We start from the raw sequence: 19258 nt of genomic DNA on the forward strand, positions 1-19258 counted from the left end.
CTTAACGCTAGTTACACCTCCGATGCGTCACAACCCATCGCGGCCCTCGGCGAAGGCCCGCAGATCCCGGCGCTCGATCGCCGCGGCCATGACCTCGGGAAACGCGTCCGGCGTGCACGCGAACGCGGGAACACCCAGGGCCGCGAGCGCCGCCGCGTTGTCGTGGTCGTACGCCGGCGCGCCCTCATCGGACAACGCCAGCAACACCACGACCTGCACCCCGGCCGCCGTCATCTCGGCGACCCGGCGCAGCATCTGCTCCCGTACGCCACCCTCGTACAGATCGGAGATCAGCACGAAGATGCTGTCCCGCGGCCGCGAGATGAGCTGCTGGCCGTACGCGATCGCCCGGTTGATGTCGGTCCCGCCGCCGAGCTGCGTCCCGAACAGCACCTCCACCGGATCGCTGAGCTGCTCGGTCAGATCCACCACCGCGGTGTCGAACACGACCAGCGACGTGCGCAGCGACCGCATCGACGCGAGCACCGAGGCGAACACTCCGGAGAACACGACCGACGCCGCCATCGAGCCGGACTGGTCCACGCACAGCACCACATCGCGCTGCACCGACGTGGTCCGCCGCCCGTACCCGATCAGCCGGTCCGGGATCACCGTGCGGTATTCGGGCTGGTAGTGCTTGAGGTTGGCGCGGATGGTCCGGTCCCAGTCGATGTCCGCGTGCCGGGGCCGGTTGATCCGGGCGGCCCGGTTGAGCGCCCCGGTGACCGCCGCACGGGTCTTCTGCGAGATCCGCTTCTCCAGGTCCTCGACGACCGTGCGCACCACCTGCCGGGCCGCCTCCTTGGTCTTCGCCGGCATCACCCGGTTCAGCGAGAGCAGCGTGCCGACCAGATGCACGTCCGGTTCGACGGCGGCCAGCATCTCCGGCTCGAGCAGCAGCCGGGTCAGATCCAGCCGCTCGATCGCGTCGGACTGCATGACCTGCACGACCGTGCCGGGGAAATACTCCCGGATGTCGCCGAGCCAGCGGGCGACCTTCGGCGCCGAGCTGCCCAGCCCGGCCGACCGCCTGCCGCCCTGCTGCTCGGCGGCGTCGGGCCTGCCGCCCGCGTCGTAGAGCGCGGCGAGCGCCGCGTCCATCTGACCGTCGCGGCCCTCGGGCTTGCCGAGCGCCTCGTCGGCCGGACCGCCGAGCACCATCCGCCACCGCCGCGACCGTTCGTCGCTCATCTGGCCTCCCGTCCGAGTAGCGCGCTGAGGGTGGGCAGCACGAGATCGGCCCGCCCCGGATCGAAGCCCAGCCCGGTCTCGTCCTGCGACCGCTTACCCGCGACGCGTTCCCCGATCGCGCGCCGCTCGCCGGCCTCGAACGCCCCGAACGTGCGCCGCAGCAACGGCAGCACGTCGTCGAACGCCTCGGCCGGGATGTCGGCCAGCCAGTCGTCGAGCAGCCGCAGCAGCGCGTCGTCGTGCACCAGCAGCAGCCCGCCGCCGGACAGGAACCCCTCGACCCACGCGGCCGCCTGCGCCGGCGGGGTGCCCACGGTCAGCGGCAGCCGCAGCCGGCGCCGGGCCTCCGCGGCGTCGAGCAGGCCCGCGTCCAGCAGCAGCCGGGTCAGCCGCCCGGCGAGCAGCCCGTGCAGGTCGCCGCGCCCGGCGAGCGACACCAGCGTGGCGAGCCAGCGTTCCCGCAGCTCCTCGTCCGCCAGCAGGCCGACCGCGGAGTGCACCGCGTCGAGCCGGTCGCGCAGGAGCTTCGCCGCCTCGTCGGAGAGCGACCCGACCGCCGACGGCAGCCCCGCGCAGACCCGGCCCAGCAGGCTCGTCGTCACCGCCGCCAGACCGGCCACGTCGGTGCGCCGCACATCGCCGTAGCGCAGCGTGCGGGCGAGCGCCGGGATCGCCGCCATCAAATGGTTGACGTCCGCGTCCAGCGCGGCGCGGGCGTCGAGCGAGGCGAGGACCCGGGGGTACGCGTCGGTGAGCTCCGCCAGCAGGCACGTCTCGACCAGGGCGGTCACGTCGGCGAGCGTCTCCGCGTCGTCCGCGGCGCGCACCACCTTGGCCGTCGCGGCCGCCGCCACCGTGGTGCCGTACATGCTGGCCTCGACCAGCCGCACCGCGAACTCCGGCTGCCACCGCAGCCGCCACTCCTCGCGGAACGTCCCGGTGCCGCGGCGCCCTTCGGCGGGCTCACCCCAGGGCACGTCGATCATTCGAAGCCGATGCAGCAGCCGGCTGCGCCGCAGGTCGTTGTCCTTCCGCAAGTCAAGATCAAGCGCCCGCTCCAGCGCCTCCGGCTTGAGCTTCACGGACCGCTGCTGCGCGGCGAGATCCTTCGCCAGCGGCACGGCCGGCATCTCTTCCGGTACGCCACCGAGCCGTTCCCCGACCACCAGCTTCTTGTTGATGAGCTCCACGCGCAGCGGCTCGCCGTCGCACATGACCGCCTCGGCGGCCTCGGTCACCTCGGCCAGCCCGGCCAGCGGCCGCCCGCGCAGCGTCGCCAGCGACTCGGCCAGCCGCGTCGCCTCGATCACGTGCGCCGACGACGTAGGCACCCCCTCGGCGCGCAGCACCCCGGCGGCGTCGACCAGCCAGCGCGGCACCACGTCGTCGGCGGCGCCGAACAGATGGTGATACCACCCCGGCGACCGCACCCCCGCCCCGTAGCCCGACCAGGACGCCAGCCGCCCGTAGGTCCACGGCACCCAGGTGAACGAGACCTTGCGTTTCCGCCGCCCCTTGAGCAGCGCCGCGTCATCCTTGACCGCGACCTTGCGGGCCAGCGCCGGCACATGCCAGGCCCCGCAGACCACCACGATGTCCTCGTACGACTTGCGCACCTCCCGCAGGACCGTCCGCATGTACGCCTCGCGCACCAGGTCGTCCGGGTCCTCGGCCGACCCGTCCCGGATGGCCGTCATGGCCTCGGCGATGGCCTCGAACGCCGGCATCCCGCGATGCTCGACGACGTCCTCCCACCAGCGTTCCGGATCGTCGTACCCGGCGGCGCCGGCCAGCTCCGCGATCGGGTCGAGGGGCCGCAGCTTCGCCGCCCCGTCGAGCAGCTCAACGCCGCCATCGGGGTCCGGCTCGGCGGGTTCGGGGGTGGGGTGAGACGGCTGCGGGCCTGCCTCCGGCCCCGGTTCCAGCCCGGCCGGCACCGCAGGCTCGGGCGCGGGCGGGGCGGGGGCGGCGGGTTTGGTCCGCGCGGCTCGGCCGGACAAGCGGTACGCGAACGGCAGGTCGAAGAAGCGGACCGGGACCCCGTGCTCGACCGCCCAGCGGATCGCCTGCCACTCCGGGGAGAACACCGCGAACGGCCAGAACGCGGCGTGGCGCGGGTCGTCCGTCGCGTAGCCCAGCAGCGCCACCGGGGGCTGCAAGCCGGTGTCGGCCACCCAGCGCACCAGATCGTCGGCCTCCGGCGGGCCCTCCACCAGCAGCACGTCCGGTGGCTGGCGCTCGAGCTCCTGCACCACGGCCCGCGCCGAACCCGGGCCGTGGTGGCGAATGCCGTAGAGCCGTTCAGGCATCGCGGGCGGCCCGGTAGAAGTCACGCCAGTCCTCGCGCTCGCGGACCACCGTCTCCAGGTATTCGCGCCAGACCACGCCGTCGGACACCGGGTCCTTGACGACCGCGCCGACGATCCCGGCCGCGACGTCGGACGGGTGCAGGCGGCCGTCGCCGAAGTGGGCCGCCAGCGCCATCCCGTTCGTGATCACCGAGATCGCCTCGGCGGTGGAGAGCGTGCCGGTCGGTGATTTCAGCTTGGTGCGGCCGTCCTCGGTGAGCCCGCCGCGCAGCTCGCGGAAGACCGTCACCACCCGCCGGATCTCTTCCAGCGCCGCCGGGACCTCGGGCAGGTCGAGCGACCGGCCGAGCTGGGCGACCCGGCGCACCACGATCTCCACCTCGTCGTCGGCCGACGCCGGGACCGGCAGCACCACCGTGTTGAACCGGCGGCGCAGCGCGCTGGACAGCTCGTTCACCCCGCGGTCGCGGTCGTTGGCGGTGGCGATCAGGTTGAAGCCGCGCTGCGCCGCGACCTCCGTGTTCAGTTCCGGGATCGGCAGCGTCTTCTCGGACAGGATCGTGATCAGCGCGTCCTGCACGTCGGACGGCACCCGGGTGAGCTCCTCCAGCCGCGCGATCGAGCCGGTCCGCATCGCCCGCATGATCGGGCTGGGCACCAGCGCCGCGTCGGTCGGGCCGTCGGCGAGCAGGCGAGCGTAGTTCCAGCCGTACAGGATCGACTCCTCCGCGGTGCCGGCCGTGCCCTGCACCAGCAGCGTCGAGTCGCCGGAGATGGCCGCCGCGAGATGCTCGGACACCCACGTCTTGGCCGTGCCGGGCACCCCCAGCAGCAGCAACGCGCGGTCGGTGACCAGCGTGGACACCGCGACCTCCACGAGCCGGCGCGGTCCCACGTACTTCGGGGTGATCTTCGCGCCGTCGCCGAGCAGGTATGTCACCACGGCCTGCGGGGAGAGCCGCCACCCGGGCGGGCGGGGGCGGTCGTCGGCGGCGGCGAGCTGGGCCAGCTCCTCGGCGTACTGGTCCTCGGCGTGCGGGCGCAGTGCGGTCACTTCGACTCCTTGGTGGACGGCGGAAAACCCAGCTCGGCGAACATGTCCTGCCGGAAGGCCAAGGCGCGGGCGAGGTCGGCGACCGGGCGGGCCCGCGTCGACGCGGCCGGTTCCTGGTCGAGCTGCAGCGCCAGCCGCGCCACCGTATCGGCGTACCCGGGCGGCATGGCCAGGGCGGCGGCCCGGCACAACTCGCCGAGCTGCCACGTGTGCCGGTCGTTGCGGGCGCGGTGCGCGATCGTCTCCAGCACGGCCACCGACAGCTCCTCGGGCCAGCGGCCGGGGTGGATGGCGAGCAGACGATGGGCCATCGGGTCCTCCCGGCGCAGAGCGTCGGCGGCGAGCCGGCCCAGCGCGTCCGGCGGCAGCACCAGATGCAGATCCCACCGCACGGACTCGCGCAGCGCGGCGGACGCCTCGCTGAGCAGCACGCCCGCCCACGCCGCGTCGTCCTGCGCCACCGCGGCCTTGGCCCAGCCGTGCAGCAGCGCGGTCTCCCAGTCGTTGTGCCGGGCCAGCGCCAGCATCGTCGGCGGGTCGGCCCACGTCGCCAGGGGAGTGCCGGCCAGCACCTCCTCGAGCAGCCAGGCGCTCACGCCGAGGCCGCGGGCCGGGGTCGCGGCGACCCCGTCGCGCCGCAGCTCCGCGGACAGCTCGGCGGGCGGCGTGACGACCAGCCGGCCCGGGCGCTCGAACCGGACCGCGGCCCTTGCGCGTTCCGCCATGCGTGCGCCGAGCGCCGACCCGGGCAGCCGGCGCAGCAGCTCGAGGGCCGCCTCGCGCACCTCCTTGCGGCGGTCGTCGAGCGCCGCCTCCAGGAACGGGTCGTCGTCGAGCGACAGGCCGACGCCCAGGACGGCCACGAACCGTGCCCGATCCTCCGACGAGTCCTGCTGCCACGTGCTTTCGAGCAGCTCGCGGCCGCGCGCCGGGTCGGTCTCGCGCAGCGATGTCAGCAACCCGAGACGCTCGCCGGAACCGCCCGTCTCCCACGAGCCCGCGGCCGACGCCTCCTCCCGCAGCCACCGCCAGTCGGCGCGGCGGCCCGCCAGCCAGGCGCCGCGCTGGCCGGCGACCCGGGCCAGGTCGGGCCGGATGATCGAGTTGCGGCGGCCGGCGTCCAGCAGGCCGGGCAGCGCGGCCGGTGGCACGTGCCCGCCGCGTTCCGCCGCGGCCGCAAGCCATTGCGCGAGGAGTTCCTGGGCGAGCGGCACACCCTCGCCGAGGATGCGGATCAGCCGGGCGCCGGCCGCGGCGGGCAGCGGAGCGTCGGTCTCGTCGGGGGCGGGCGACACCGGCTCGTGCCCGGTCGCGGGCAGCACGCCGGCGCGGTGCCTCAGGAGCGCGACCGCGGCCGCGTCCAGCAGGGAGCCCTCGCCCGTCCAGGGACGGCGGTTCGTGCCGACCAGGGCCGCCGCCAGCAGCGCGGGCGGCAGCTCGGGGCTGCGCCGCGCGGTCGGCTCGGGCCACGTCGCCGCCGCGGGCACGAACGCACCGTCGACCCAGGCGGACAGCGGGCGCAGCCCGGACGGCGACCACTCGGCCGCCACCGTCGCGGGCCGGCCACCGGCGGCGGCCAGCAGCCACCACGGCTCGCGATGGCCGGGCGCGAGCGGAAGCCCCTCGCCGGTGGCGTCGACCAGCCAGCCGTCGCCGGTCAGCCGGACGTCGTCGAGCAGCATCGGCGCGTCGTAGCGCCAAGGCTCGGCGGCGATCGTCGAGGACCAGCCGTGCAGGGCGGCGGCCAGCGGTTTCGTGCCGTCCGGGGAGCGGAACGGCTCGGCGGCGCTCTGCCGTTCGGCCACCAGCGCGCGCAACGGCGCCGCGCCCGGATAGAAGGCCAGCTCGCCGCGGAACTCGGTGCCCGGCACGAGATCGGCGACCAGCGACTGGCCCGGCGCGGCGAAGGACAGGACCAGCGCGAACCGGTCGTGTGCCGAGCCGTGCAGCCACGTGCGCCGGGTGGTCAGCGCGCCGTCGTCGGTCTCCACCTGGCCGAGCACCTGCCAGCGGTCGGCGACCCGGGGACCGGCCAGCACGTCGTCGGTGCCGACCGGGAACCCGATGCGGCTGCGGACCGTCGCGGCCAGCTCCGGTGGCAGGTCGGCGAGCCGCTCATAGCCGGAGACCAGCAGCCGGAGCAACGCGAGCTCGCCCAGCAGACGGTCGGCCCAGTGCGGCCCGACCCCGGCGTAGAAGCCCAACCGGCGCACGGCGGAAGCGGCCGCCGGCGCCTGGGCGTCGACCAGGCGGGCGGCCATCGTCTCGAAGGACCGCTGGCTGTCGGCCAGGCCCTGCCGCACCTGATCGTCGAGCCAGCGGCGCAGCTCGGCCATGCCGCCGGCGACCCGCTCGGCCCGCTGCTCGGCCCGTTTCGCGGCGGCCACCGGATCGGGCGTCGAGGCGGCCCGCGGCCTGGTGGCGCGGGCGGCGCGCGCGGCCTGCCACTCCCGGGCGAAGGCCGGCGCGTCCGCGTCCGAAACGCCCTGCTCGGCCCAGCGGATCATCAGGCCCAGGGCGTGCTTGCAGGGGATCTTGCGGCTGGGGCAGGAGCAGCGATACGCCGGACCGGACAGATCGACACAAACCTGATAGCGGTGGTACACACCCCATAGAATGTCGTCGAGCCGGCCGGTCGCCGACCAGGACGCGGCGCCGGACAGCGCACGGGCGGCACCCACCGACGACGCGTCCGGAGCGAGCGCCTCGATCTGGCTGGTGGACCACCGTTCATCAAGCACGGGGCAACCCTAGGCCGGGCGTACGACATTTTCCGGAGGGAAGAAGCGATGAAGATCGTGGTCTTCGGCGCGACCGGCATGGTCGGTCAGGGCGTGCTGCGCGAATGCCTGCTCGCGCCCGACGTCGAGCTCGTCCTCGCGCCGATCCGCACCACCACCGGCGTCAGCCACCCGAAGTTACGCGAGTCACGCATCGACGACTTCACCGACTTATCGGCCATCCGCGACGACCTCGCCGGCTGCGACGCCTGTTTCTACTGCCTGGGCGTCTCCTCGGTGGGCATGAGCGAGGCCGATTACACCCGGGTCTCCTACGACTTCCCGATGGCCGCGGCGCGCATCCTGGCCCAGCTCAACCCCAAGGCGACCTTTGTGTACGTCTCGGGCGCCGGCACCCGCACCGACAGCCGGCAGATGTGGGCGCGCGTCAAGGGTCGCACCGAGCAGCAGATCATCGAGATGCTCCCGAACGGTTACGCGTTCCGGCCCGGGATCATCCAGCCTACGTACGGGGTCCGGTCGAAAGTCCGTTGGTACAACGCCGCCTACACCGTCCTCGCGCCGCTGTTCCCGCTGCTGGAACGGATCGCGCCGAGCCGGGTGACCACCACCGACCGGCTCGGCCGGGCCATGTTACGGGCGGCGCGCACCGGCTATCCCGGCCACGTCGTGGCGAACGCCGACCTGCGTTAGCGAGCGCCGTGCCCGGCCGGCACCGGCTCCTTGGGCGGGGCCGGCGGCGTGCCGTCCCCGAACGGGCTGCCGCCGAGCCGCTCACGCCCGTGCTCGGTCAGCCAGCCGGACAGATCCGGACCGGCCGGCACGATGCCGCTCGGATTGATGTCGGAGTGGACCAGATAGTAGTGCCGCTTGATGTCCACGAAGTCGATCGTGTCGCCGAACCCGGGCGTCTGGAACAGGTCACGGGCGTACGACCAAAGCACCGGCATCTCACTCAGCTTGCTCCGATTGCACTTGAAATGCCCGTGATAGACGGCGTCGAAGCGGACCAGCGTCGTGAACAGACGCACGTCGGCCTCGGTGATCATGCCGCCGGCCAGGTAACGCTGCCGGGCGAGCAGGCCGGAGAGCATGTCAAGACGATCAAACAGCCGGTGGTACGCCTCCTCGTACGCTTCCTGGGACTTCGCGAAACCGGCGCGGTAGACGCCGTTGTTGACGTCCTGGTAGACGAACCCGTTGATCTCGTCGATGCGGTCGCGCAGCTCGAGCGGGTAGAGCGCGGGCGCGCCGTCCCGGTGGTATTTCGTCCACTCCAGCGCGAGGTCGATGGTGATCTGCTCGAAGTCGTTCGTCACCACCTCGCCGGTCGGTATGTCGACGATGGCCGGTACGGTGATACCCCGGTCGTAGCCGGGATAGCGGGCGAAGAACGCCTCCTGGAGACGCTCGATGTCCAGCACCGGGTCCTTGCCGTCCGGATCCAGGTCGAACCGCCAGCTGCGCTCGTCGTGCGTCGGGCCGGCCACCCCCATGGACAGCACGTCCTCGAGGCCGAGCAGCCGGCGCACGATGATGGACCGGTTCGCCCACGGGCAGGCCCGGCTCACGATGAGGCGATAGCGCCCGGGCTCGACGGGGTAGCCGTCACGGCCGTCCGCGGTGACCCGGGTCGAGACGTATCTCTGGTCCCGTTGGAACTCACCGTTCGCCATGAGCTCAATCCTCCTACCGATCATCTGGCAGAGTTAGCGGATGGAATCGAAGATTCGCAGCTACCTCGCCCACTGGACCTTCTATGTACCCATCCTGGCGATCGCCGCACTTGTTCTGAGCTGGGGACGCGATCTGCCACCGCCGGTCGTCGTGATCGTCGCGCTCTTCCTGGGCGCGAGCGTGCTCGCGGCGGTGCATCACGCCGAGGTCGTCGCCCACAAGGTGGGGGAGCCGTTCGGGTCGCTGGTGCTCGCCATCGCGGTCACGATCATCGAGGTCGCCCTCATCGTCACGCTGATGATCAGCGGTGGCGAGAAAACACAGTCGCTGGCGCGCGACACGGTCTTCGCCGCCGTGATGATCACCTGCAACGGGATTCTGGGACTGTCGCTGCTGGTCGGAGCCCTCCGGCGGCACGTCGCGGTCTTCAACTCCGAGGGGACCGGCGGGGCGTTCGCCACGGTCGCCACGATCTCAGCGTTGAGCCTGGTCCTGCCGACCTTCACCACCAGCCGTCCCGGCCCTCAGTTCTCGCCGGCCCAGCTCGGCTTCGCCGCGGTCGCCTCGCTCTTGTTGTACGCGCTGTTCGTGACCGTGCAGACCCGCCGGCACCGGGACTACTTCTTGCCGATCACCACCGCGGGTGAAGTCATCAAATCCGAGGAACATGCCGATCCTCCTTCCCGGCGTACGACGTACGTGAGTCTCGGTCTTTTGATGGTTGCCCTGATCGCCGTCGTGGGTCTGGCCAAAGGCGTGTCGCCGTCGGTGGAGTCGGCGGTGGACAATGCCGGGCTGCCGCACGCGGTGGTCGGCGTCGTGATCGCGCTGCTCGTGCTGCTGCCGGAGACGATAGCGGCGGTGCGGGCGGCGGCGCGCGACCGGATTCAGACCAGCCTCAATCTGGCGCTCGGCTCGGCCATGGCGAGCATCGGGCTGACGATCCCGGCCATCGCGATCGCGATGATCTGGCTGGACGGGCCGCTGCTGCTGGGTTTGGGCGGTACGCAGATGGTGCTGCTCGGGCTGACCGTGGTGGTGGGCACGCTGACCGTCGTGCCGGGGCGCGCCAACGTGCTGCAGGGTGGCGTGCATCTCGGCCTGCTGGCGGCCTTCCTCTTCCTGGCGGCCAGCCCGTAACCGCTCTGCCACTCGCCCGATCCGGCCGCCCGTGCGTCGCAGCACGGCGTGTGAAGGTGCGCCGTTGGGGTGGGCGCGGGTTCCCGCACCGGGCTTGGCGTGGGGTGGGTGTGTGAAGCCGCGACGTTGGGGTGGGCGCGGGTTCCCGCACCGGGCTTGGCGTGGGGTGGGTGTGTGAAGCCGCGACGTTGGGGTGGGCGCGGGTCTCCACACCGGGCTTGGCGTGGGGTGGGTGTGTGAAGCCGCGCCGTTGGGGTGGGCGCGGGTCCCCACACCGGGCTTGGCGTGGGGTGGGTGTGTGAAGCCGCGACGTCGGGGTGGGCGCGGGTCTCCACACCGGGCTTGTGCGCGGGTCGGTGTGTGAAGCCGGGACGTTGGGGCGGGCGCAGGTGCCCACACCGGGGCTTGGCACGGGTCCGTGTGTGAAGCCGCGACGCGCCGAGCTGGCTGGTCTCAAAGCGCAGCGCAGCCCATCCGCAGCTAGGCGCTCTGCCGCACCACCAGCGTCGGCTCGTAGATCACCGAGGACACCGGGCGGTCGGCGTCGTCGACGCGAGCCAGGAGCAGCGTCGCGGCCTCGGCTGCCATGTCCTCCAGCGGATGCCGGATCGTCGTGAGCGCCGGACGGGCGGCCGTCGCGGCGCTGCTGTCGTCGAAGCCGACCATGGCCACGTCGCCCGGGACCTGGCGGCCGGCGTCCCGCAGCGCAAGCAGCGCGCCGAGCGCCATCAGATCGTTGGCGACGAACACGCCGTCCAGGTCCGGGTGCTCGGCCAGCAGCGTACGCATGGCAAGCTCGCCGCTCTCCCGGGTGAAGTTGCCGGTGGCCAGCGGAAACCAGGCGTGACCGTGCCGGGCCATCGATCGGCGGAAGCCGGAGATGCGGTCGTTGCTCGCCGGGACGTCGGCCGGGCCGGAGATCATGCCGATCGTCCGGCAGCCACGGCCCAGCAGGTGCTCGGCGGCGAGGGCGGCGCCGGTGTCGTTGGCCAGGTCGACGTAGCTGATCGGCACGGGCTCGGCCGGGCGGCCGATCATGACGGTCTGCACGCCGCCCTCGACGACCATGCGCGGCAGCGGGTCGACCGGCGGCAGCGAGAGCAGGATCGCGCCGTCCGCCTGGCCGTTGCGCAAGTCGCCGACCAGGCGTTTGCGGCCCTCTTCGGTGCCGACGATCTGCAGGGCCAGTTGTACGCCGTTTCCCCGCAACACACTCATGAGACCGCCGACGACGCGCCCGAAGTAGGGATCGGCGAAGAATCGGCTCATGAACGGGTCGTCGTCGTGCGTCTCGGAGTCGGACACGATGAGCGCGACCGTGCCGGTGCGGCGCGTGACCAGCGAGCGGGCCAGGCGGTTCGGGACGTAGCCGGTCTCGCCGACCGCGTTCCACACGACCTCGTGCAGTTGCGGATCGACGTTGCGGATCCCGTTGATCACGCGGGAGACCGTGGCGCGGGAGACCCCGGCGACGCGGGCGACGTCCTCGAGGGTCGGCAGCCGGCTGGGCATAGACGACTTTATAGCACAGCCTGGAAAGCGCTCTCCGGACGGCTGGCGACGCGCGGTCCGTCACGGGTGCGGGCAGCACCTCACGGCGTGCCCGGCCTGTTCCGGAACCTGGGGACATTGACGTGTATGACATCCCGGCGTAACACTCTCGGAAAGCGCTCTCCAACCCCCTCATCCCCTTGGAGACCTCCGTGAAACGAAGAAAACTGCTGGCCGCTACCGGGGCGGCCGTCCTCGTCGGCGCGCTGCTGCTCGTCGGCGGGCCGGCCCGCGCCGCGGACAGCCTGCTCTCGCAGAACAAGCCCGCCCTCGCCTCCTCGACCGAGAACGGCGGTGCCCCGGCCGGCGCCGCGTTCGACGGCAACCCGGCCACCCGCTGGGGCAGCGCCTGGAGTGATCCACAGTGGGTGCGCGTCGACCTCGGCGGGGCCGCCACGATCACTTCGGTGAAACTGCAGTGGGAGACGGCGTACGGCAAAGCCTTTCAGATTCAGACCTCGCCCGACGGCAACGTCTGGTCGACCATCTACAGCACCACGAACGGTGCCGGCGGAACGCAGACCCTCACGGTGAGTGGCTCCGGCCGGTACGTGCGGATGTACGGCACTCAGCGCGGGACCACGTACGGTTACTCGCTGTTCGAGTTCCAGGTGTACGGGACGCTGGTCAACCCGCCCGCCTCGGACGGTCCCGGCTACATCATGGCGAACCCGCCGGTGACCGGGGTGATCCCGTCGACAGCGGTGCCGCCGGCCACGAACCCGCCGACCACGCACCACGAGTTCCAGGCCAACTGCTCGGTGAGCAGGTCGAACCTGCCGGACGACCCGATCGTCTTCCCGGGGCTGCCGGGGGCGTCGCACTCGCACACGTTCATGGGGAACACCACCACGAACGCGACGACCACGCTCGCCAGCCTCAACTCCGGGTCCACCTCGTGCATCACGCCCGGTGACAAGACCGGGTACTGGATGCCGACGCTGCTCAACGGGGACGTCGCGGTGCAGCCGTCCGGGCCGCAGGTCATTTACTACAAGAGTGGCGTCATCGATTACCGGAGCGTGCGGCCGTTCCCGCCGGGGCTACGGTACGTGGTCGGCAGTCCACAGGCGACACTGGACGATTTCCGCAATAACCCCGGAGCGGTCGAGGGCTTCGAATGCGGCGATATCTCGAACAGTTGGGATATTCCGGCAAATTGCGTGGCAGGGACCCAATTGAACGTCCGGTTCCAGGCGCCGAGCTGCTGGGACGGGCGGCACCTGGACACGCCGGATCACAAGTCCCACATGGCGTACCCGGTCCTGGGTGTCTGCCCCAACGATCACCCGGTCGCGGTGCCGATGATCGAGTTCAAGATGGCGTGGCCGGTCAGCGGCAACATGGCCAACGTCCACTTCTCCAGCGGGCGAGGCTACTCGTTCCACTACGACGTCTTCAACGCGTGGGACGTGCCGACGCTCGCGGCGCTGAGCTCGCACTGCATCAACGGCGGGCTGCAGTGCGACCCGCGCGGCTTCGACCAGTACAAGCCGGATCGGGGCGCGGCGCTCAACGAGCACTACGAGCTGCCGGGCTGAGTCTTCTTCAAGGTGGACAGTGCCTCGGTACGCGTCCGCAAGACCTGTAACGCCAGACTGCGGGTCTGGGCCTCGACGCCGGACTGGTCCTCGCTGCGGGCGAGGCTCTGGCTCTGGTCGAGATACCCCTTGATCTGCGTGACCACGTACGCGTCGAACTCCGGGCCGACCAGTTTCGCCGCCTTGGCGACCTGGTCGGCCTGGACCATGCCGGGCATCGGCATGCCCTCGTGCGGGTTTTCCGCGGGCAGTCCGGCCTGGTCGCGCAACTGGCGCAGGGTGCTCAGCTCGGCGTCGGTGAATGCCTTGACCTGTGTCGCGAGCGCTTGGACGGCGGCCGAGCCGCTGCGGTCGGGCACCAGTTCCAGCAGCGGGAGGAGCTGCTCGTCCATCGCGATGTTGATCTCGATCCAGGCCAGATCGGTGCCGCCGAAGCCAGCCGTCTGCGCGGGGGCGCTGCTGGTGGTAGGGGGTTGGCTCGTACCCGGCGACGTCGTGGTGCTGCAGCCGGCCAGGGCGAGCACGGCGGCGACGGCGAAGGCGCGAACAGCATTCACATCTGCGAGTCTTACGTTTCGCGCGCTTAGATGTCAATGACTCGATATTTACGCCTTTACCAGGATGTGTCGTCGGCGTTGGGCGGCACTTTAGCGGCCGCCGAGCCGGTGGAGGCGGCTCGGCGGCCTGGCGGGAATCAAGCGTTCTGCCAAAGGCCGATCAGATTGCCTTCGGTGTCGGTGAAGTAGGCGCTGTAACCCATGTCGCCGACGGGTTGCCGGCCGATCGCGACCTTTCCGCCGAGCTTCTCCACGCGGGACAGCGCGTCGTCCAGGTCATCCACGCCGATCGTGATGACGGGAGCCGATATCGGGCCCTGGCGCGCCAGCATCCCGCCGTTGATCCCACCCATCTCCGACGGGCGGCCCTGGTCGTCGGTGGGCGTCGTGGAGACCATCACGTATTGGAACTGCGGCATCGAGTTGAGCTGCCACCCGAACGCCTCGCGGTAGAACGTCGTTGCCCGGTCGCCGTCGTCGAACGGCACCTCGAAGTGGACGACCTTGTCCATGTCTCAAGCTCCTCCGGCTCGTCGCGCTTTCACCCGGAGATTAAGCCTCTGCGAACGGTGGCAGAAGCCCTTTCCGCAGGTCATCTTGGGGCGCCGCACGGTACCTGCCGGGATGTCCGCTATTCGCGGCGTCATGGTATTTCCGACGCGCCGAGGTGCCGGGGCGCTGGTGGATTTCGCGCCCCGGCCTCCCCGTTTACTGCCGGTATATGCCAAACTCCCAGAGCGAATAGCCGTACGCGGTGGCGCGAACGGTTCCGGTCATCCGCACATATCGGCCGGATCCCGAAATATTCAGGTCGTCGAAGCCACCGTTTCCGCCGGTCGTCGAATAGATGGTCGACCAGGAGTTGCCGTCGTTCGATGTCTGGATCTGATAGCCCTTCGCGTATGCCGCCTCCCACGCGAGCTGCACGTGGTTGAACGACTGGACCGAACCGAGGTCGATCTGCAGCCAGGCGCTGTCCACCCAGTCACTGGCCCACCGGGTGCCGTAGTCACCGTCGGTCGCGTAGGACGGCAGCTGCGGACCGTTCGTACCGGTCGGCTGGTAACTGGACGCGGTCGCGCTCTTGCCACGGGACAGGTTCGTGCCGGGGACGGTGGGCGCGACCACCCGGATCGACCGCTGCTCGATGCCGACGTTGCCCTGGCCGTCGAACGCGTAGACGTACACCTTCCAGACGCCGAGCTTCTCCGGAGCCCGTACGGTGAAATTGCCGTTGCCGTTGTCGGTGTAGCTCACGTTGGTCAGGCCGGTGCCGCCCCCCGCGTATTTATCCGAGTACATCAGGTTGTATCGGATCAGATCGCCCTGCGGGTCGGTCGCGTTGGCCGTGATCGTGTACGTGCCCCCGGCTGGCACCGACGTCTGGTTCGACACCGACATCCCGGTGATCTCCGGTGGGGTGTTCGCCGGATTCTGCCCGGTGTACGCCTTCGCCAGCGAGTAGTAGCCGAGCCGCCGCCAGCCGCCGGTGAAAGTGTTCAGCCACACGCCGCCGAAGTCGTTCTCCAGTCCGTAGTGGAACTCGGTCACACCGAGAGCGACGGCCGGGTGCGCGTTGATCGCGTTCCAGCTCGCCGTGTAACCGTCGCGCTTCTGCAGATCGGTCGGCTCGGTCGGCACCCCGTTGACGTCGTTGGGCACCTCCCACTCGCCGGACGGCCCACCCTCGGTGACGATGTACGGCTTGGTGTAACCGCCCGCGACCCAGTCGTTGTACACGTTCCCGATCGCGCCGTACGAGTTGACCGCGAGCAGGTCAAGGTCCGGCGAGTACTGCTTGTAGTAGGGCCAGGCGCCCGTGTACGCGTCGGTCGAGGTGACCGGGTGGTTCGGGTCGGCCGCGTGGATGGCCTGCGCGAGCTGGTTCACGAACTTCGCGTACCCGACCCGGCGCGCCTCCACCTCGGCCGCGGACAGTCCGTGGTCCTGCATCGTCAGGATGACCTCGTTGCCGACGTCCCACATCAGCACGCCCGGGTTGTTCTTCAGCGCGTTGACCTGGTTGACGATCGTCGTCTTGACCGAGTTCAGGTACGCGGTGTCGTTGACGTAGTCGGCACCCTGATTCAGCCAGTGACCGACGATGACCTTGACGCCCTGCTGCGCGGCACGGTTCAGCAACGTCGGAGTGTTCGCGTCGTCCACGCCCCAGATACGGATCGTGTTGACGCCCATGTTCTTGAGATCTCGCATGTATCCGTCGGCGGCACCTTGCGGCGGCCCGTACGTGATGCCCTTGATCTGATAAGGCGAGCCGTTGACCTGCAGCCGCCAGTTACCTTGCGTGCCGGTCACCTTCACCACGCTCGGTCCGCCGGGCGTCGCCGGATCGCTCATCCCCGCCGGCGTCGTCCCGGTGGCGCGGCTTACGCTCACCGAGTCGACGCTGAGCACGCCGCCCGAGGTGGTGTCCGCGACCGGGGTGGTCTGGCCGGCGATGGCATTCGGCAGTGAGCCGCCGATCGCCAGGTCGAAGCGCAGGAAGAAGCCGTGGTGCACGGCGGCGTTCCAGGCGGTGACGCCGACCTGCGACTCGCGCACGATCCACGTCTGCCGGCCGTCGAGATAAAAACGGATCTCCTCATCGGTCTTGGTGCGGTCGATGACCTGCGAATACTCGTGATACCCGGTCTGGCATCCGGTACAGGACGCGAACCCGGACGACCGCCCGTTGTACTCCGCGCACGGCCCGTCCGGCGCGGTCCCGCAATGCAGCGTCTGCGCGAGCTGATTGCGGCCATTGACATCCGTCATGATGTCCGTCTCGCCGACGCCCGGCCAATTGTTGAAATTCCCCTTGTACGCCGCGCCGGTCGCCCGGAAGCCCGGCCAGTAACCGAGCGGGTTCGCGACGTCCGGCTGCTTGAGCACCGCGGTGAACTTGGTGAGCTGCCCGGCGAGCGGCTCGAAATCCGAGCGTTGCGTCTCGATCCGTCCGGACGTCCAGTTGCCGGCGCCGTCGCGGATCGCCTTGATGGTCAGCTTGCCGGCGCCGTCGAGCGAGACGTTCGCGGTGCTCGCGCTCGCCGTCTCGACCTCGCCGGTGCCCCAGTTCGCGGCGCCGCCCGGATAGCTCGTGCCGGTGCGCAGCAGCCAGTTCGCGCTCGACGGCGACGTGTTCGCGGCGCCGTCGAACGTGTCCTGCCAGACCGTCGTGAAGCTGCCCGGCGGGTCGGTCGGCGGCGGCGTCGTGGTGCCACCGGTCGAGCCGTAAACCTTGAACTCCCACAGCGAGTAGCCGTAGCCGCCCGGCCGTGCCGTTCCGTACATGCGCACATAACGCCCACTGCCACTCACGGTGAGCGTCTCGGTGCCTCCGGCACCATTGTCAGTCGAATAGATGTCGGTCCAGGCGGTGCCGTTCGGCGAGGTCTGGATTTTGTACGCCTTGCCGTATGCGGTTTCCCACTGCAGGACTACGGAGGTGATGGTCGCGGTGGCACCCAGGTCCACCTGGATCCACTGTGGATCGCTCCATTGGCTGGCCCAGCGGGTGCCCGCGTTTCCGTCGGTAGCGAAGGACGCGGCCAGGCCGGCCCCTTCGTCCGACGACGCGGTGGTCGTCTTTCCTTGCGAGAGCAGCGTGTCCGCCGCACGTGCCGCGCGCTGAGCGACCGCGACATACGCCAGCACGACAAGCATGACAACGAGCGGGATGAGGAGGATGCGCCGCACAGCACGCGGCGGCGGGGAGGAAGCCGTGATCACGGGGACTCCAGAGGGATAGAGGGCTCGGGGAAAGCGCTCTCCGTCATTGGCGGAAGTGTTACGCCAGGCTTTCGCGCGTGTCAATACCTGCTGCCCGTCAGCACCCCGCATTCCCGGCAAATGCCATCCCGACCTTGACAGCCCGCCGCTCGCCGCCGCATTGTTGCTGGAGCTCGGAGAGCGCTCTCCGAGTGCGCCGGCGGCGGCTGCGGCGCGCCTACCCGCACCCTCGGGCAGCCCGCGGCCGCCGCCGACCCGGGATGGCCGCGGATGGCGTCGTTGATGCCGCGTTCCGCCGTCTGCCGTCGCCGACGCCCGCCGTCTGCCGTCGCCGACGCCCGCCGTCTGCCGTCGCCGACGCCCGCGGTCTGCCGCCGCCGTCTGCCGCCGCCGCCGTCTGCCGACGCCCGACGCCCGCCGACTGCCGCTGCCGTCGCCGACCGCTGCTGCCGTCGCCGATGCTGCGGACCTTCTTCGGCCGCCGATCGCCTCCGCCGACGCCGCCGACTGCTGTCAACTGGCGCCGGCTGGTGGCGACGCTGGCGGCTGGTGGCGACGCTGTCGACTGCTGCGGACTGCTGGCGACGTCGCCGGCTGCCGTCGGTTGCGGTGCTTGGGTGTGGGGCTGGGGCTGCCATGGCGGCGGCGCTGCTCGGTTCTGCTGGGTGCTGCCCGTTGCGGTGCCTGGTTTGACCGCATAAATGAGTATTTGGCGCCGCCGACTGCTGGCGACGCCGTCGACCGCCGCCGACTGACTGGCGACACCGTCGACTGCTGGCGTCTGCGGCCGGCTGCTGGCGACGTCGCCGGCTGCCGTCGGTTGCGGTGGTTGGGTGTCGGGCTGGGGCTGCCGTGGCGGCGGCGCTGCTCGGTCCTGCTGGGTGCTGCCCGTTGCGGTGCGTGTTCTGACCGGATAAAGCAGGCTTTGGCGTGTTGGACGACGGTGGTGAGCCGACGCTTGCCGCTTGTACCTCGCACCCCGTCTCACTATCCGGACGAAACTGACTGCATCGTGGACGACCGTCCAAATAGGACGCCCGCTTTATCCGTTTTAATGACTTTTGTGGCCCGGGTTTCCTGCTCGGGTTCGAGACCTTGGAGAGTTACGCCCATATTTGAGCCATAACTCTCCAAGGTCTTGGAAAACCGCTGAGCACGCGCCGATCGGTGGGGGATAAATGTCGATAAAAGGGATGTGGCAGGTCGCGGTCCCCTGGCCTGGACGCGCGGGCTGCTCCCAGCGCACGGGTAGCGGGTCCTTTGTCGTCGGCGGGGCCAATGGAGGTCGCGCTTCGGAGGGCGATCGCGGAAAATTTGGGGAGCATGTCGAAACGTGGACTGCGGCTCCGACACACCGGTGACGACGAACTAGGAGGACACGTGAAGTACATGATGATGATGTTCGGGGACGCGGAGGACATGATGGCGGAGCGCGAGCCCGAGTGGGTTCGCGAGATGATCGCCTTCATGACGGACTTCGACGGGGAGCTGCGGAAGTCCGGGGAGCTGGTCTTCGACGAGGGGCTGGCGTTCCCGAAGACGGCGAAGGTCGTCAGCCTCGACAACGGCGGCCAGGTCGTCGTGTCGGACGGGCCGTTCGCGGAGGCGAAGGAGTCGCTCGCCGGGTTCTGGGTGATCGACGTGAAGGACGAGGCCCGTGCCCTCGAGCTGGCCGGCCGCGTCGCTGTCTGGTCGCAGAAGGTGGAAATCCGGGGCATTCCGGACGGTCCGCCAGAGGTCTGAGATGACCCGGCCCGAGATCGCTGCC

Annotated in this window: 13 protein-coding genes; 4 read left to right on the top strand and 9 right to left on the bottom strand. The window is 70.5% G+C overall.

Annotation, left to right across the window (positions count from 1 at the left end):
* Positions 1–27 precede the first annotated feature (27 nt).
* Genes HH310_RS08565 through HH310_RS08580 form a run of 4 tightly spaced genes read right to left on the bottom strand, consistent with a single transcriptional unit; the run spans position 28 to position 7295 of the window.
* Entirely contained in the window at positions 28–1191 is a 1164-nt protein-coding gene (locus HH310_RS08565; protein WP_169174890.1) for a VWA domain-containing protein, read from the bottom strand.
* Positions 1188–3500 carry a DUF5682 family protein gene (locus HH310_RS08570; protein ID WP_169175084.1) on the bottom strand — a complete coding sequence of 771 codons (2313 nt, stop codon included), beginning with the start codon at positions 3498–3500 and terminating at the stop codon, positions 1188–1190. The genes HH310_RS08565 and HH310_RS08570 overlap by 4 nt, the downstream gene beginning before the upstream one ends.
* Positions 3493–4554: an AAA family ATPase gene (locus tag HH310_RS08575; RefSeq protein WP_169174891.1), complete on the bottom strand. Its 1062-nt coding sequence runs from the start codon at positions 4552–4554 to the stop codon at positions 3493–3495. The genes HH310_RS08570 and HH310_RS08575 overlap by 8 nt, the downstream gene beginning before the upstream one ends.
* Positions 4551–7295, bottom strand: a complete 2745-nt coding sequence (locus HH310_RS08580; protein ID WP_169174892.1) for a DUF5691 domain-containing protein — start codon at positions 7293–7295, stop codon at positions 4551–4553. Before HH310_RS08580 ends, HH310_RS08575 begins: the two co-directional genes overlap by 4 nt.
* 48 nt (positions 7296–7343) lie before the next feature.
* Here HH310_RS08580 and HH310_RS08585 point away from each other — a divergent pair, with 48 nt between their 5' ends.
* On the top strand, positions 7344–7988 hold the full coding sequence (locus HH310_RS08585; RefSeq protein WP_169174893.1) for an NAD-dependent epimerase/dehydratase family protein: 645 nt from the start codon (positions 7344–7346) through the stop codon (positions 7986–7988).
* Here the strand turns inward: HH310_RS08585 and HH310_RS08590 are convergent.
* The gene (locus HH310_RS08590; protein ID WP_169174894.1) at positions 7985–8971 is read right to left on the bottom strand and encodes a glutathione S-transferase family protein; all 987 of its coding nucleotides are present in this window, start codon (positions 8969–8971) and stop codon (positions 7985–7987) included. The genes HH310_RS08585 and HH310_RS08590 overlap by 4 nt on opposite strands.
* Before the next feature lie 40 nt (positions 8972–9011).
* Here HH310_RS08590 and HH310_RS08595 point away from each other — a divergent pair, with 40 nt between their 5' ends.
* Positions 9012–10112, top strand: coding sequence for a calcium:proton antiporter (locus HH310_RS08595; protein WP_169174895.1), 1101 nt, complete (start codon positions 9012–9014; stop codon positions 10110–10112).
* Positions 10113–10592: 480 nt separating this feature from the next.
* Here the strand turns inward: HH310_RS08595 and HH310_RS08600 are convergent, their stop codons facing one another.
* Positions 10593–11624 carry a LacI family DNA-binding transcriptional regulator gene (locus HH310_RS08600; protein WP_169174896.1) on the bottom strand — a complete coding sequence of 344 codons (1032 nt, stop codon included), beginning with the start codon at positions 11622–11624 and terminating at the stop codon, positions 10593–10595.
* A gap of 191 nt (positions 11625–11815) precedes the next feature.
* On the opposite strand from HH310_RS08600, the gene HH310_RS08605 reads away from it, so the two are divergent.
* A complete protein-coding gene (locus HH310_RS08605) occupies positions 11816–13204 on the top strand; it encodes a DUF1996 domain-containing protein (protein ID WP_169174897.1) in 1389 nt (462 codons plus the stop codon).
* Here HH310_RS08605 and HH310_RS08610 read toward each other — a convergent pair.
* From HH310_RS08610 to HH310_RS08620, 3 genes are all read right to left on the bottom strand, one after another.
* On the bottom strand, positions 13186–13761 hold the full coding sequence (locus HH310_RS08610) for a DUF305 domain-containing protein (protein WP_169174898.1): 576 nt from the start codon (positions 13759–13761) through the stop codon (positions 13186–13188). The two genes, HH310_RS08605 and HH310_RS08610, sit on opposite strands and share 19 nt — an antisense overlap.
* A 137-nt stretch (positions 13762–13898) precedes the next feature.
* Positions 13899–14273 carry a VOC family protein gene (locus HH310_RS08615; protein WP_169174899.1) on the bottom strand — a complete coding sequence of 125 codons (375 nt, stop codon included), beginning with the start codon at positions 14271–14273 and terminating at the stop codon, positions 13899–13901.
* A 196-nt stretch (positions 14274–14469) separates the two neighbouring features.
* Complete coding sequence (locus HH310_RS08620) at positions 14470–17424, bottom strand: discoidin domain-containing protein (RefSeq protein ID WP_169175085.1); 2955 nt, start codon at positions 17422–17424, stop codon at positions 14470–14472.
* Between the two features lie 1455 nt (positions 17425–18879).
* On the opposite strand from HH310_RS08620, the gene HH310_RS08625 reads away from it, so the two are divergent.
* On the top strand, positions 18880–19233 hold the full coding sequence (locus tag HH310_RS08625; protein WP_248293838.1) for a YciI family protein: 354 nt from the start codon (positions 18880–18882) through the stop codon (positions 19231–19233).
* The last annotated feature ends 25 nt before the right edge of the window (positions 19234–19258 follow it).

It is taken from the genome of Actinoplanes sp. TBRC 11911, from assembly GCF_012933445.1.
In the GTDB taxonomy this organism is placed as follows: Bacteria; Actinomycetota; Actinomycetes; order Mycobacteriales; family Micromonosporaceae; genus Actinoplanes.

Excerpts from the sequence above, each read along its gene's own strand:
- HH310_RS08595 (WP_169174895.1), top strand. The coding sequence starts at position 9,012 with ATGGAATCGAAGATTCGCAGCTACCTCGCCCACTGGACCTTCTATGTA.
- HH310_RS08620 (WP_169175085.1), bottom strand. The coding sequence starts at position 17,424 with ATGCTTGTCGTGCTGGCGTATGTCGCGGTCGCTCAGCGCGCGGCACGT.
- HH310_RS08570 (WP_169175084.1), bottom strand. The coding sequence starts at position 3,500 with ATGCCTGAACGGCTCTACGGCATTCGCCACCACGGCCCGGGTTCGGCG.
- HH310_RS08600 (WP_169174896.1), bottom strand. The coding sequence starts at position 11,624 with ATGCCCAGCCGGCTGCCGACCCTCGAGGACGTCGCCCGCGTCGCCGGG.
- HH310_RS08565 (WP_169174890.1), bottom strand. The coding sequence starts at position 1,191 with ATGAGCGACGAACGGTCGCGGCGGTGGCGGATGGTGCTCGGCGGTCCG.
- HH310_RS08585 (WP_169174893.1), top strand. The coding sequence starts at position 7,344 with ATGAAGATCGTGGTCTTCGGCGCGACCGGCATGGTCGGTCAGGGCGTG.
- HH310_RS08625 (WP_248293838.1), top strand. The coding sequence starts at position 18,880 with ATGATGATGATGTTCGGGGACGCGGAGGACATGATGGCGGAGCGCGAG.
- HH310_RS08615 (WP_169174899.1), bottom strand. The coding sequence starts at position 14,273 with ATGGACAAGGTCGTCCACTTCGAGGTGCCGTTCGACGACGGCGACCGG.
- HH310_RS08590 (WP_169174894.1), bottom strand. The coding sequence starts at position 8,971 with ATGGCGAACGGTGAGTTCCAACGGGACCAGAGATACGTCTCGACCCGG.